A 12,053-nucleotide genomic window follows, 5' to 3' on the forward strand; every position below is an offset into this window, starting at 1 on the left:
ATGAATACAACTGCAACAAGCATAAATCACATGTTATACTAAAATTACATCTAATTAATTTCTATTGAGAAAGAATACACTCACATAAATAACAACACTTACCCGACAAAGGAATAACATATTCTTACTGCTTTTGTTTCTGTTTAATCAAATAATTTCCTCTTAAAATCTGTCTGTGTATAATGCTACTTATATAAATGAAACTCATCCAATGCTAATAAGGTTGCAGCTTATGCAATATCGGCATCACCTCGAACTAACATGGCTCGAAGACTGTCTGGCTCTAAAAGAAACGTTGAATTTCTCAAAAGCGTCTGCCTCAAGATATGTGACTCAACCCGCATTTAGTCGTCGGATACAATCTCTCGAAGAATGGGTGGGTACGCCCCTTTTTGAAAGAAGTAAACGGGGAGTCACCCTTACCAAGGCCGGAGAAGTATTTACAGACCAGCTTCCCGAACTGATCCACTCCTTGTACACATTGAAAAGTGATACCCTTGAGGCTGCAGGTAATAAACAACCTAGTCTTGTTTTTTCAGCAACGCATGCTTTGTCTTTCTCTTTTGTACCGCACTTGTTAAAGCAAAGTGATAAAATTGCAAAATTTGGTTCATTTCGTCTTTTATCTGACTCATTGAATGCGTGCGAAAAAATGATGCGGCAGGGAGATTCACAATTTTTGCTGTGTCACCATCACCCACATATGCATCTAAATTTAAATAAAAATAACTTTATGAGCATTCGTCTTGGGTTTGATACATTAATTCCATTCAGTAAACCAGACTCAGAAACGTTAAAACCGTTGTGGAATATAAATAATAAGATTCAATTCCCTTACCTTTCTTTTTCATCACAATCAGGTCTGGGAAGAATAATAGCAAATACAGCGTCTATTAACAGAATTACCCATAATATAAATGTTGCCTTTGTGGCCGATCTGGCAGCAACACTATTGGCAATGGTCAGATCTGGCGATGGTGTTGCCTGGATACCTCAAAGCCTTGCCAGGCAAGATATAGAGGCTAAAACTATTGTTACTGCAGCGGAAAAAGAAAGCAATTTATGGGTACCCATAGAAATAAGACTTTATAGACCAGCCAAGAGAATGCCTCCAGATGCCGAAGAGCTATGGGAAATTTTTGTTGAAGAACAAATATAATTATTTAATTGTAAAATGTTCTTTAATATAATCCTCAATAAATTTAATTAACGCTCTGGTTGCATATGATAAATATTTATCTTTCTTCCAGGCCAAACCAATCGTAACATAAGTCGGCTCAGTCATGGCCTTGGTTATTACTTTTTCGGCTTTAAGATCGACAGCGTCCAAAATGAAAGAAATTCCTTCATTTTTAGCAACCAGATCTATGTTGGTTTGAACCCTGTTTGATGATAGAAAAATATGTGTATGAATTCCTCGCTTTGTACATTCTTCAATAATCGTTTTTCTATGCCAGGAATCTTTTTTCATTAGTATCAATGGCTCATATTGTAGATCTTCCCAATCGATACTATCCTTTTTTGCCAGGGGATGTTTATCTGACATACATACCACGTGTTGCTGAGTCATTAATGGTACCGTAACTAATTCTTTTGGACAGTCATTAATAATAACAATAGCAAGATCCAGCTCTCCAGCAGAAAGTTTATCATGTAAACCAAAAGTCCCCTCTTCAACAAGAGAGAGTTCCATCTCTGGATAAATCTCTCGGAAATGCTTGAAGAGCGGTGAAAAAAGAAACAAACTTATCATCGGTGGGATCCCCAAAGTTACTATGCCACCATTTTCATTACGATAATCTTTCATTTCCGCTACGCTATTTTTTAACGCAATAAGGATAGGTTCAATTTTTTGTAAGAAAAACATGCCCTCCTCAGTAAGGACAAGTTTATTTTTCTTTCTATCAAATAATGTCACCCCTAATTCAGTCTCTAACTTCTTAATAGCAATGGTGATATTAGGTTGAGAAACAAAATGCCGCTCAGCAACTCTGGTTAAGTTACCTAACAAAGAAGCGCTTACAAAATATTCTAATTGTCTAATTTCCATCTATTTTCCACTACTATAAATAAAATTTATCATTTAATAAAAATAACATATTTCCTTCCTACAATGAATACGAATATCATGAAAATGTGATCAATGGATAAAACAATGCAACATAGCACTGGAGGGAGTATGAGTCGTATATTAAATACAGAAATTATCATTTCGGTTATCGAAAAACTTGTAAAAAAAGCTTGTTATGAACTGGATGATAATCTCATGTGTTCTTTTCGTAAAGCATATGATAAAGAAGAGTCAAAGATCGGCAAGGAAACCATTAAGATATTAATTGATAATGGAGAGTATGCAAAAAAAGAACAACTTGCATGCTGCCATGATACCGGCACTTGTATCGTTATAATGGAAATTGGACAACATGTATGCTGGGAAGGTAAGCCGCTTAAAGATCAGGTGAACCAGGGTGTTCGCCAGGGCTATGAAAATGGATACTTAAGAAAATCCATGGTTGCAGATCCATTAGAACGTATTAATACTAATGATAATACTCCTGCAATTTTACATACTGAAATTGTTGATGGTGACCGAGTGACAATTACCGTTATGCCAAAGGGCGGCGGTAGCGAAAATATGGGAACTTTTAAAACATTGCTTCCCGGCGATGGTATTGATGGTATAAAAGATTTTGTTCTGGAAACTGTCCGTCGTGTAGGAGGCAATCCATGCCCTCCTTATATTATTGGTATCGGCGTTGGCGGTACAATGGATCACTGTTCGTGGATGGCTAAGAAAGCATTATTACGCCCTCTTGGTGAGTTCAATGCTAAACCACTTTATGCCCAGCTCGAAGCTGAATTATTAGAGGCCGTGAATAATACAGGGATCGGCCCTTTAGGTATGGGCGGGCGTATTACGGCGTTAGGCGTGCATGTCGATTACTATCCTTGCCATATCACTGCACTGCCAGTCGCAATCAATTTCCAATGTAATGCAAGCCGCCACGCTAGTGAAATCATTTAATACCTGGAGAGGCTATGATGGAATTAACATTACCATTGACTAAAGAGAAAGCGAAAACTCTTAAGGTCGGCGATATATTATTTCTCACTGGATTTGCTTACACCTGCCGTGACGCCGCGCATAAAAAAATCGAAGTAGCGCTTAGTAACGGAGAAAAATCACCGGTCGATTTTCAAAACCAAACGATTTACTATGCTGGCCCCTGCCCTGCCAGACCTGGTTTACCTATTGGCTCCAACGGTCCTACAACGGCCGCGCGTATGGACCCATTTGTAGAAATGATGTTTCAACAAGGAGCAACTGCGTTTCTTGGCAAAGGCGATCGTGCTGATTATGTCGCTGAGCTTTGTAAAAAATACGGTGGGGTTTCGCTACTCGGGATTGGAGGAGCGTCTGCAATTAATACAAAACATGTTAAATCAGTAGAAATTGTTGCCTACGAAGAATTAGGAACAGAATCCATTAAGAAGTTATATTTTGACCGCTATAGAGTCATTGTAGGAATTGATTCGGAAGGAAATACTCTCCAGAAGCAGGAAGTACCCAAGTACGCCAAATAATAATACATTAATATTGGCAATATCGGTCCGGTAGGCTGTTACCGGACCGATATGTTTTCTATCCTGCACTTCACCACAGGATAGAAACTAAACTTAGCCGCGACGGGCTTTTACCGCTGCCGACAACTGACGAAGCAGCGCATCGGTATCTTCCCAGCCAATACAGGCGTCAGTAATGCTTTTACCGTAGGTCAGCGGCTGACCGCTTTCCAGACTCTGGTTTCCTTCTACCAGATGACTCTCTACCATCACGCCAATAATCGCTTTTTCACCGCCCGCTATCTGCTGACAGACATCGGCGCAAACCTCCATCTGCTTTTGAAATTGCTTACAGGAGTTGGCATGGCTGAAATCGATCATGACCTGCGGCGTCAGTCCCGCTTTGATGAGGCCTTCTTTCACCTCAGCAACATGTTGCGCGCTATAGTTTGGCGCTTTACCTCCGCGCAGAATGATATGGCAGTCGCCGTTGCCGCTGGTATTCACAATCGCCGAATGACCCCATTTAGTGACGGAGAGGAAGCAATGCGGCGCGCCGGCGGCGTTGATGGCGTCAATGGCAACTTTAATCGTGCCATCAGTACCATTTTTAAAACCGACCGGACAAGAGAGGCCAGACGCCAGTTCGCGATGAACCTGGGATTCAGTAGTCCGCGCGCCAATGGCGCCCCAGCTCATCAGATCGGCCAGATATTGCGGCGTGATCATATCGAGGAATTCGCCGGCGGCAGGCAGGCCGCTGTCGTTAATATCCAGCAGCAGTTTGCGCGCAATACGCAGACCGTCGTTAATCTGGAAGCTGTTATCCATGTGCGGATCGTTAATCAGCCCTTTCCAGCCGACGGTGGTACGCGGTTTCTCAAAATAGACGCGCATGACAATTTCAAGCTCGCCTTGAAGCTCATCACGTAGCGCCAGCAAACGGGCGGCATACTCTTTCGCCGCTGCCGGATCATGAATTGAACAAGGACCGATCACCACCAGCAGACGATCGTCATTGCCTTTGAGAATTTTATGGATGGCTTTGCGCGCGTGAGCAACGGTATTTGCTGCATTTTCCGTGGCGGGAAACTTTTCCAGCAGCGCGACCGGAGGTAATAACTCGTTGATTTCTTTAATGCGTAAATCGTCGTTCTGATAATTCATGTTTATTCCAGTGTTGCCGTACTTATCCCAATGAATGCAATCCCTCCAATCTATCTCTTCAATTAAATAGTGTAAACGGGCTTTTACACTTTGAACGGAATAATCCTGGAATTCAGGAAAAAAACGCACAAATGTAGCGAAAAATGGGATCTAACCTACACTTTTTAACTGTAACCACTCTGTTTATGAATTATTGCAAGATTCTCTGCTGCGTTAACCCGCGGCGGCGAACGTTTTTTATCCCTTATTTGAGGATTTGACTGACACGTGCACTGTTGGAAGAGGTTATCCGACATATCCACCATAACAGGAGCATCTTATGAAAATGACAAAACTGACTACGCTTTTACTCACCGCTACCCTCGGCCTTGCCAGCGGCACAGCGTTAGCTGCTGAATCTAACGCGCAATCCAGTAATGGCCAGGCGAACTCGGCGGCAAATGCCGGTCAGGTTGCCCCGGACGCCCGCCAGAATGTGGCGCCGAATGATGTGAATAACAACGACATCAATACCAACGGCAATACTAACAGCACGATGCAGCATCCAGACGGTTCAACCATGAATCATGACGGAATGACCAAGGATGAAGAGCATAAAAATACCATGTGTAAAGACGGTCGCTGCCCGGATATTAATAAAAAAGTGGAAACCGGTAATGGCGTCAATAATGACGTGAATACCAAAACCGACGGTACCACACAGTAATGCAGAAAAAAGTCTGATAACGGGAGAGCTTTCGCTCTCCTTTTTATTTTGTCAGCGAAAAATCAGTATGATGTCTACAGTATTGATGAGAATAACAAAGGAATGACGTTATGGCGCACTCACACTCTCATGCCGATTCACACCTGCCGAAAGATAATAATGCTCGTCGCCTGCTTTTCGCCTTTATCGTCACTGCCGGATTTATGCTCCTTGAGGTGGTGGGCGGGATACTCTCCGGCTCTCTGGCGTTGTTGGCGGATGCGGGACATATGCTCACCGACGCGGCGGCCCTTCTTTTTGCGCTGCTGGCGGTTCAATTTTCCCGTCGTCCCCCGACTGTTCGCCACACTTTTGGCTGGCTAAGACTCACCACACTGGCGGCTTTTGTGAATGCCATTGCGTTGGTGGTCATTACCCTTCTCATTGTCTGGGAAGCGATAGAGCGCTTTTACACGCCACGTCCGGTGGCGGGCAATCTGATGATGGTAATTGCGGTTGCGGGTCTGCTGGCGAACCTGTTTGCGTTCTGGATACTCCATCGGGGAAGCGATGAAAAAAACCTGAACGTGCGCGCTGCCGCGCTACATGTGATGGGCGATTTGCTGGGTTCCGTCGGCGCAATAGTCGCCGCGTTGATCATTATCTGGACGGGCTGGACGCCAGCGGACCCGATTCTCTCTATTCTGGTTTCGGTACTGGTACTACGCAGCGCCTGGCGTTTGTTAAAAGATAGCGTCAACGAATTGCTGGAAGGCGCGCCGGTTTCACTGGATATTAATGCCTTACAGCGCCATTTAAGCCGGGAAATCCCCGAAGTCCGCAACGTACACCATGTGCATGTCTGGATGGTCGGCGAAAAACCGGTCATGACATTGCACGCTCAGGTCATTCCGCCACACGACCATGATGCGCTGCTGGAACGTATCCAGGATTTCCTGATGCACGAATACCATATTGCGCACGCTACGATTCAGATGGAGTATCAAGTGTGTCACGGCCCGGACTGTCATCTGAATCAGACGCCATCCGGGCATGTTCATCACCATTAACGGGAAAGCGCGCGCGATCCTCGCTCCCGCGCGCTGTTTATCCACAGGCGACTACCGTTCACGGCGATAAATGTCAGGATCAGATATTCCAGCGACATCGCATAGACGCCCTGCAAAGCAAAAATCACCACACTGATTACGTTGATTATCACCCACAGGAGCCAGTTTTCGACATATTTGCGTGTCATCAAAATCATCGCCACGATAGACAGCACCATCATGCAAGAGTCCCAGAACGGGAAAGCGTCCGGTTGCAGTACAGGCATTGTCACCTGTAACCCCAGCATCTGCATAATGGCGACGGCCACGCGCGTCAGGACGGCGAATACGGGATCGATATATCGCGTCATCAAACCGATAGCTATCACACATATCGCCAGCCATGCCATTGCTTTTGGCAACGGCAGCCAGCGGATTTTAAGCTCGGCTTCATTATCCTTTGTTTGCCGCGACCACGCATACCAGCCATAAATATTGGCGGCAAAGAAAAAGAGTTGCAGCAACAGGCTGGCATAAAGCTGGATCTGAAAGAAAATAATCGCAAACAGGGTGACGTTAACCAGTCCAAAAAAGTAGTTGCTGATCTTCTCCAGACTGGCAAGCCAAATACAGAGCAGGCCGGCGATGGTTCCTACCGCTTCGATCCACGAGAGATCGTACCCGCCAGCGCCAATCGGAATATGAATCAGTATGTTGTGCGTACTAAAAAAATCCATTCTCTCCCCCAAAGATTTCCGTCTTTACGCCCGAAGTGTAGCCGCAAAATCCAGCATCCGGTTGAGCGGCAGTAATGCGCCCTCGCGTAGCGCCGCATCAACCTGTATTTCATGCGCCGCGCCTCCCTGCTCCAGCCCTTCAGCAATGGCTTTCAGGCCATTCATCGCCATCCACGGACAGTGCGCGCAGCTACGGCAGGTCGCCCCCTCGCCAGCCGTGGGCGCTTCAAGCAGTTCTTTTTCAGGCACCGCCTGCTGCATTTTGTAGAAGATGCCGCGATCGGTCGCCACGATAAGCTGTCTGTGCGGCAGCGTTTTTGCCGCCTTAATAAGCTGACTGGTGGAGCCCACCGCATCGGCCATCTCGACAATGGACTGCGGCGATTCAGGGTGAACCAGAAGAGCGGCATAGGGATAGATTTTTTTTAAACGGGTCAACGCCTGGGTTTTAAACTCGTCATGCACGATACACGCCCCTTGCCAACACAGTACATCGGCCCCGGTCTGTTTTTGCACGTAACTCCCCAGGTGTCTGTCCGGCGCCCAGATAATTTTTTCCCCCAAACTATCCAGATGCTCAATCAGTTCTACGGCGATACTGGAGGTCACAACCCAGTCCGCACGCGCTTTAACAGCAGCCGAGGTGTTAGCATAGACCACTACGGTTCTGTCAGGGTGCGCATCACAAAAAGCGCTAAATTCGTCTATTGGGCAGCCTAAATCCAGCGAACATTCCGCCGCCAGCGTAGGCATAAGAATGTTTTTTTCCGGGCTGAGGATTTTGGCGGTTTCCCCCATAAACCGTACGCCCGCTACCAGTAACGTGGATGCGGCGTGCTTCGCGCCGAAACGGGCCATTTCCAGCGAGTCGGAAATACAGCCGCCGGTTTCTTCTGCTAACTGTTGAATTTCCGGATCGGTGTAGTAGTGCGCCACCATGACGGCATTGCGCTCTTTGAGCAAACGCTTGATTTTCTCACGATAAAATTGCTTTTCATCGTCGTTCAACGGCGTTGGTTTCGGCGGGAACGGGTAGATTGCGGCTTGTGGGTCAAACATTACGCTCATCGTGGTTTCTCGTTTTACTGACTTAACGAAATAACCGAATGAAAGCGTAACAAACGCCACAATCGGTTAATTTGTTTTATATGCTAAACAAGATAGCTGATTCAATAAGGAAAGTCACAATAATTACGTAGCCCCATATCTGATGGCGGCGTAACGTCTTATCTGGCCTACGTGAGCGGTGCCGTCTGTAGGCCTGATAAGCGCAGCGCATCAGGCAAGACCCAAACCTGCGGCAGGTTCGAATCTTCCATATTGCAGATAGCAAAAAGGCGCCGCCAGCGCCCTCTTTTACATTGGTGGGTCGTGCAGGATGACTCGCTTCGCTCGCCCTTCGGGCCGTCGCCGCAAGCGGCTCCGTTGTCTCACTGCGTGAGTCCCGAACCTGCGGCAGGTTCGAATCTTCCATATCGCAGATAGCAAAAAAGCGCCTTTAGGGCGCTTTTTTACATTGGTGGGTCGTGCAGGATGACTCGCTTTGCTCGCCCTTCGGGCCGTCGCCGCAAGCGGCTCCGTTGTCTCACTACGTGAGACCCGGACCTGCGGCAGGTTCGAATCTTCCATATCGCAGATAGCAAAAAAGCGCCTTTAGGGCGCTTTTTTACATTGGTGGGTCGTGCAGGATTCGAACCTGCGACCAATTGATTAAAAGTCAACTGCTCTACCAACTGAGCTAACGACCCCTTGGATAAGGGTTACTGCTTCAATCATTCAGGATGGTGGGTCGTGCAGGATGACTCGGCTTCGCCTCGCCCTACGGGCCGTTGCTGACGCAACGTTATCCTTCACGTTTTATTCTCGTTTCCACCGAACGATTGGTGGGTCGTGCAGGATTCGAACCTGCGACCAATTGATTAAAAGTCAACTGCTCTACCAACTGAGCTAACGACCCACTTTTGCGTTGCTTTCGAGTTGTTTAATATCCCGTGGCAACGGCGGCATATATTACTGATTTCAGATTTGAGCGCAACAAAAATTTCGACGCAGAGGGCTCAACTGCTTAGGAATCGCACGACGCGACCAGAAAAAAGGCGTTTTCTGGTCGCATGGTACGCATTACATCGCGTTAAGACGCTTCTGCGCCTGTTTCGCGCCATCAGTGCCAGGATATTTGTTAATCACCTGCTGATAAACCGCTTTCGCTTTTGCCGTATCACCTTTGTCCTGCATGATAACGCCAACTTTGTACATCGCGTCCGCAGCCTTCGGCGACTTAGGATAGTTTTTTACTACCGAGGCGAAATAATAGGCGGCGTCATCTTTTTTACCCTTGTTGTAATTCAACTGGCCCAGCCAATAATTGGCGTTCGGCTGATAAGTAGAATCAGGGTATTTCTTGATGAAGTTCTGAAACGCCACAATCGCATCATCCTGGCGAGACTTATCCTGCACCAGCGCAATTGCCGCATTGTAATCGGTATTCGCATCGCCACTTTGTACCGGCGCCCCTGAGGTTGCCGTACCGGCATCCGGGGCGGGGGTCGCAGTGGTTGCCGTCCCGCTCTGGTCACCAGCTGCTGGCTGCGCTGCGCCGCCATTATTCAAGCTCCCCAGCTGCAGCATAATTTGCTTCTGGCGCTCCATCACCTGATTCAGTTGATACTGATTTTCCTGGATTTGGCCGCGCAAAGAATCGATATCGGACTGATTATCGGAGAGCTGCTGCTGAAGTTGGGTTAAAAGCTGGCTGTGAGCGTTAGAGATACGCTCAAGTTGAGTGACGCGGTCTTCGACCGAGCCTGAGCCGACACTACTGATTGGCGCCTGAGAAAAAGCGGCCCAGGGGGCCGCTATGCCAACCAGTAACGACAGACTCAACAGGTGATGTCTGAAGTTACTGCTCATGCAATTCTCTTAGTAAACCAGTACAGCGCGACGGTTCTTAGCGTAAGCCGCTTCGTCGTGGCCCAGTACGGCAGGTTTTTCTTTACCGTAAGAAACGATGGAGATCTGGTCAGCGGAAACGCCTTTACCCTGCAGGTACATTTTAACGGCGTTAGCACGACGTTCGCCCAGGGAGATGTTGTACTCCGGAGTACCGCGTTCGTCCGCGTGACCTTCTACGGTGACTTTGTAGGACGGGTTGCTACGCAGGAAGTTAGCGTGCGCATCCAGCATTGCCGCGAAGTCAGAACGGATATCGTACTTGTCGAGATCGAAGTAAACGATGTTGTTCTGCTGCAGCTGCTGCATCTGCAGACGCGCTTGCTCTTCAGATGACATGTTGCCGTTGCCGTTAGCGTCCATACCAGTGCCGGCGCCGTTCAGCATGCCGCCTTCGCTACCGTCATTGCTGGCGTTCTTGTTGGAAGAACATGCCGCGATTGCCATAACAGGCAGGGCAATCATCAGGCCCTTCAGCACTTTGTTCAGTTGCATTTCTTTAATTCCTTTAGTAATCAATTAATTATTATCACAGATACGGCGACCAGGCAGGCGATTTCACCTGACCATCAGTTGCCGGAAGACGCGCTTTGAAACGCCCATCTGTAGAAACCAAATTCAGCACAGATCCCATCCCCTGAGAAGAGCTGTAGATTACCATCGTGCCGTTAGGTGCCAGACTTGGCGTTTCATCCAGGAACGTTGACGACAGAACCTGTACGCCACCCGTCACCAGATCTTGTTTGGCAATGTGCTGCTGCCCGTTATTTGAGCTTACCATTACCATAAATTTACCGTCGCTGCTGACATCCGCATCCTGGTTTTGCGAACCTTCCCAGGTAATACGCTGCGCCGCACCGCCGTTAATGTTCATTTTATACACTTGCGGACGTCCAGCCTGGTCAGAGGTAAAGGCCAGAGTCTGGCTGTCCGGGAACCAGGTCGGCTCCGTATTGTTGCTACGCCCGTCCGTTATCTGACGAATCTGGCCGGAAGCAAGATCCATAACGTACAGGTTCAGACTTCCGGTTTTCGATAACGCGAACGCCAGTTTCGTCCCATCCGGCGAGAAGGCCGGCGCGCCGTTGTGACGCGGGAAGGACGCAACCTGACGCACTGCGCCGTTTGCCAGCGTCTGGATAACCAGCGCGGAGCGACCGCTTTCAAATGTCACGTAAGCCAGTTTTGAGCCGTCCGGAGACCACGCCGGAGACATCAACGGCTGCGGAGAACGGTGCACCACAAACTGATTGTAACCATCGTAATCCGACACACGCAGTTCATACGGGAACTGACCGCCATTAGTCTGTACCACATAGGCGATACGAGTACGGAACGCGCCCTTAATGCCCGTCAGTTTTTCAAAGACTTCGTCACTGGCGGTATGACCTGCATAACGCAGCCACTGCTTGTTCACTTTATAAGAATTTTGCGCCAGTACAGTCCCCGGCGCGCCGCCAGTGTCAACCAGCTGATAAGCAACATTGTAGGAACCGTCCGGATTCGGCGTTACCTGCCCAACGACGACGGCATCAATACCCAGCGCAGACCATGCGGTAGGCTGAACTTCCTGAGCGGTGGCTGGCTGCTGCGGCAGTCGGGACCGGTCTAACGGATTAAATTTACCGCTATTACGTAAATCTGCCGCCACGATGCCGCCGATATCTTCAGGCGCAGCGCCCGGCCCGGCCCATTTAAAAGGCACAACGCCAATCGGTCGCGCCGAGTCCACCCCCTGGGTGATCTCGATACGGACTTCTGCGTGCAGCACCGCCGCCCACAGCATCAGAAAACCAAATGCTACTCGTAATGCCTGCTTCATCATATCTCCCATACCTGGGCCTGCGACCCACGATAATTTAGCAGAATGTTAACAAACTCAAATACACAAAACCACCAGGA

At 48.0% G+C, this 12,053-nt stretch carries 12 protein-coding genes, 2 tRNA genes and 2 other RNA genes; 5 read left to right on the top strand and 11 right to left on the bottom strand.

Features of this window, described 5'->3' with window-relative positions:
* The first annotated feature begins 175 nt into the window (after positions 1–175).
* The gene (locus ACQ29O_RS14985; protein WP_000282119.1) at positions 176–1,159 is read left to right on the top strand and encodes a LysR family transcriptional regulator; all 984 of its coding nucleotides are present in this window, start codon (positions 176–178) and stop codon (positions 1,157–1,159) included.
* Here ACQ29O_RS14985 and ACQ29O_RS14990 read toward each other — a convergent pair whose 3' ends face one another.
* The gene (locus ACQ29O_RS14990; protein WP_000405927.1) at positions 1,160–2,050 is read right to left on the bottom strand and encodes a LysR family transcriptional regulator; all 891 of its coding nucleotides are present in this window, start codon (positions 2,048–2,050) and stop codon (positions 1,160–1,162) included.
* 129 nt (positions 2,051–2,179) lie between these two features.
* Here ACQ29O_RS14990 and ACQ29O_RS14995 point away from each other — a divergent pair, with 129 nt between their 5' ends.
* Both ACQ29O_RS14995 and ACQ29O_RS15000 read left to right on the top strand, forming a co-directional pair.
* A complete protein-coding gene (locus ACQ29O_RS14995; protein WP_000086834.1) occupies positions 2,180–3,025 on the top strand; it encodes a fumarate hydratase in 846 nt (281 codons plus the stop codon).
* Between the two features lie 14 nt (positions 3,026–3,039).
* Positions 3,040–3,585 (top strand): FumA C-terminus/TtdB family hydratase beta subunit, encoded by a 546-nt coding sequence (locus ACQ29O_RS15000; protein WP_000970374.1) that lies wholly within the window; start codon positions 3,040–3,042, stop codon positions 3,583–3,585.
* Positions 3,586–3,678: 93 nt separating this feature from the next.
* On the opposite strand, the gene aroG is transcribed toward ACQ29O_RS15000, so the two are convergent.
* The gene (gene aroG, locus ACQ29O_RS15005) at positions 3,679–4,731 is read right to left on the bottom strand and encodes a 3-deoxy-7-phosphoheptulonate synthase AroG (protein ID WP_001109233.1); all 1,053 of its coding nucleotides are present in this window, start codon (positions 4,729–4,731) and stop codon (positions 3,679–3,681) included.
* 319 nt (positions 4,732–5,050) lie between these two features.
* On the opposite strand from aroG, the gene ACQ29O_RS15010 reads away from it, so the two are divergent.
* Both ACQ29O_RS15010 and zitB read left to right on the top strand, forming a co-directional pair.
* Positions 5,051–5,437 (top strand): YbgS-like family protein, encoded by a 387-nt coding sequence (locus ACQ29O_RS15010; protein WP_000784385.1) that lies wholly within the window; start codon positions 5,051–5,053, stop codon positions 5,435–5,437.
* A 110-nt stretch (positions 5,438–5,547) separates the two neighbouring features.
* Positions 5,548–6,486 carry a CDF family zinc transporter ZitB gene (gene zitB, locus ACQ29O_RS15015; protein WP_000951250.1) on the top strand — a complete coding sequence of 313 codons (939 nt, stop codon included), beginning with the start codon at positions 5,548–5,550 and terminating at the stop codon, positions 6,484–6,486.
* Here zitB and pnuC read toward each other — a convergent pair.
* The 9 genes from pnuC to tolB all read right to left on the bottom strand — a co-directional run bounded on the left by pnuC (position 6,483) and on the right by tolB (position 11,973).
* Positions 6,483–7,202, bottom strand: coding sequence for a nicotinamide riboside transporter PnuC (gene pnuC, locus ACQ29O_RS15020; RefSeq protein WP_000345361.1), 720 nt, complete (start codon positions 7,200–7,202; stop codon positions 6,483–6,485). The genes zitB and pnuC overlap by 4 nt on opposite strands.
* A 24-nt stretch (positions 7,203–7,226) precedes the next feature.
* Positions 7,227–8,270 (bottom strand): quinolinate synthase NadA, encoded by a 1,044-nt coding sequence (nadA, locus tag ACQ29O_RS15025; RefSeq protein WP_000115338.1) that lies wholly within the window; start codon positions 8,268–8,270, stop codon positions 7,227–7,229.
* Between the two features lie 294 nt (positions 8,271–8,564).
* Positions 8,565–8,690, bottom strand: a non-coding RNA gene (locus tag ACQ29O_RS15030) — RtT sRNA.
* A gap of 29 nt (positions 8,691–8,719) precedes the next feature.
* Positions 8,720–8,845: non-coding RNA, RtT sRNA (locus tag ACQ29O_RS15035), on the bottom strand.
* Positions 8,846–8,874: 29 nt separating this feature from the next.
* Positions 8,875–8,950: transfer RNA gene (locus ACQ29O_RS15040), tRNA-Lys, on the bottom strand.
* A 133-nt stretch (positions 8,951–9,083) separates the two neighbouring features.
* Positions 9,084–9,159 (bottom strand) — tRNA-Lys (locus ACQ29O_RS15045).
* 164 nt (positions 9,160–9,323) lie between these two features.
* Positions 9,324–10,112, bottom strand: a complete 789-nt coding sequence (gene cpoB, locus ACQ29O_RS15050) for a cell division protein CpoB (RefSeq protein ID WP_020937067.1) — start codon at positions 10,110–10,112, stop codon at positions 9,324–9,326.
* Between the two features lie 9 nt (positions 10,113–10,121).
* A complete protein-coding gene (pal, locus tag ACQ29O_RS15055) occupies positions 10,122–10,646 on the bottom strand; it encodes a peptidoglycan-associated lipoprotein Pal (RefSeq protein ID WP_001176621.1) in 525 nt (174 codons plus the stop codon).
* 34 nt (positions 10,647–10,680) lie between these two features.
* The gene (tolB, locus tag ACQ29O_RS15060) at positions 10,681–11,973 is read right to left on the bottom strand and encodes a Tol-Pal system beta propeller repeat protein TolB (protein WP_001562341.1); all 1,293 of its coding nucleotides are present in this window, start codon (positions 11,971–11,973) and stop codon (positions 10,681–10,683) included.
* Positions 11,974–12,053 lie beyond the last annotated feature (80 nt).

Origin of the sequence: Salmonella sp. GDC200615, from assembly GCF_050574145.1 — a bacterium.
GTDB lineage: Bacteria > Pseudomonadota > Gammaproteobacteria > Enterobacterales > Enterobacteriaceae > Salmonella > Salmonella enterica.

Bases quoted from the DNA above. Each gene is read 5' to 3' on its own strand.
- ACQ29O_RS14990 (WP_000405927.1), bottom strand. From the start codon at position 2,050: ATGGAAATTAGACAATTAGAATATTTTGTAAGCGCTTCTTTGTTAGGT.
- ACQ29O_RS14995 (WP_000086834.1), top strand. From the start codon at position 2,180: ATGAGTCGTATATTAAATACAGAAATTATCATTTCGGTTATCGAAAAA.
- ACQ29O_RS15000 (WP_000970374.1), top strand. From the start codon at position 3,040: ATGATGGAATTAACATTACCATTGACTAAAGAGAAAGCGAAAACTCTT.
- aroG (WP_001109233.1), bottom strand. From the start codon at position 4,731: ATGAATTATCAGAACGACGATTTACGCATTAAAGAAATCAACGAGTTA.
- ACQ29O_RS15010 (WP_000784385.1), top strand. From the start codon at position 5,051: ATGAAAATGACAAAACTGACTACGCTTTTACTCACCGCTACCCTCGGC.
- zitB (WP_000951250.1), top strand. From the start codon at position 5,548: ATGGCGCACTCACACTCTCATGCCGATTCACACCTGCCGAAAGATAAT.
- pnuC (WP_000345361.1), bottom strand. From the start codon at position 7,202: ATGGATTTTTTTAGTACGCACAACATACTGATTCATATTCCGATTGGC.
- nadA (WP_000115338.1), bottom strand. From the start codon at position 8,270: ATGAGCGTAATGTTTGACCCACAAGCCGCAATCTACCCGTTCCCGCCG.
- cpoB (WP_020937067.1), bottom strand. From the start codon at position 10,112: ATGAGCAGTAACTTCAGACATCACCTGTTGAGTCTGTCGTTACTGGTT.
- pal (WP_001176621.1), bottom strand. From the start codon at position 10,646: ATGCAACTGAACAAAGTGCTGAAGGGCCTGATGATTGCCCTGCCTGTT.
- tolB (WP_001562341.1), bottom strand. From the start codon at position 11,973: ATGAAGCAGGCATTACGAGTAGCATTTGGTTTTCTGATGCTGTGGGCG.